1 protein-coding gene and 1 pseudogene are annotated in these 1,245 nt (G+C 30.4%); one reads left to right on the forward strand and one right to left on the reverse strand.

The annotated features are described in order from the left end of the window. A partial coding sequence (locus PSI17_RS16885) for a hypothetical protein (protein ID WP_273553062.1) occupies window positions 1-1,082 on the forward strand: 1,082 nt, incomplete at its 5' end. A gap of 24 nt (window positions 1,083-1,106) precedes the next feature. Here PSI17_RS16885 and PSI17_RS17535 read toward each other — a convergent pair. Further along, window positions 1,107-1,245: pseudogene (locus PSI17_RS17535) on the reverse strand (IS30 family transposase); the annotation flags it as partial.

Raw genomic sequence — 1,245 nt, forward strand, 5'->3', positions numbered from 1 at the left:
GTGTGGATGATGATGCAAGAGATTCTATAGAGGGTGGTTTTGAAACCATAGAAAACAAAAAAGGAGAGATTGAAGTTTTTTCTTTTTCTAGAGGTAAAACTAAAAATATTGTTAACATTTACCCAGATGAAAATAGTTATTCTGGATACAGTAGTGAGCAACTTTCTCTTATAACCGATGACATTTCTCCTCGTATGAAAAATACATATGCAATTAAATTTGATAGAGGAAGAATAGCTTTGTTTTCCATACATAACAATGGAATGGATTATATTTATGAAAATGTAAATAAAGAAAAAGAACGTTGGAGTTCAGTTAAAACCATAAAATTGCCTTCTGATCTTGAAGGAAGGATTGAATATATGCAGGTACAGAATGTTGACCTGCATGAAGTGGGTGAATGTATATTGATTAATTTAATGAAATTTGTTTATTCTGACGTAAATAATAATTCTGATAAAGTAGATTTAGATTTAGATTTAGATTTAGATTTAGATTTAGATTTAGATTTAGATTTAGTGGCTCCAGTTGAAGATGATGGGCCATATGTGAAGGTTAATGTTATTTCTACTAGAGTGAAATATCATGAGGGTCGTTCAAATGTTATATCAACTGGCAAGACGATGAGTAAAGCTGCTATAGAGTTTCTCCTATATAATAATGTGGAATATCAAAAAACCTTCTCATATGTTTACTATTTTTTGCAGGATGATTATCCTGTAAAAATGGAAACTGATGAATTTGATAGTGACATTACTCATGTAGATGGATTAATATCCATAGGTGATGGAAAAGAAAGGAGAATCTTTTGTAATGTTTATACAAGAAATTCTCATTCGTATATAATTTCATTGAATTACGTTGGTGATAAGTTATCGATAAGTAAAATTTTTTCTGATCAATCAATAAATTCAGATGCAGAGGGAAAACAAATAATAAGTTTTGCAACATTACTTGATGAACAAAAAAATACACATTTATTTATTAAATGTGTAAAATATATGGGTATGGATGGTGAGGGTGATATATATCATATAATGGAAAATAAAAAATCACTTAGTGGTGCTGGATTAACACAATAAGTGCAATGTGCGCCCCGTATAGGCTTAGATGGGTGTTAATCCATTTAAAACCTTTCTTGGTGTCATATTTAATCTTAATTCTAAATCACTGACATCTTGCTCTGTGAGTGAACCAAAAGCCGTTCCTTTAGGCCATTGACGTCGAATTAAACCATTTGTATTT

The sequence above is a fragment of the Xenorhabdus sp. IM139775 genome (genome assembly GCF_028598745.1).
Lineage (GTDB): Bacteria > Pseudomonadota > Gammaproteobacteria > Enterobacterales > Enterobacteriaceae > Xenorhabdus.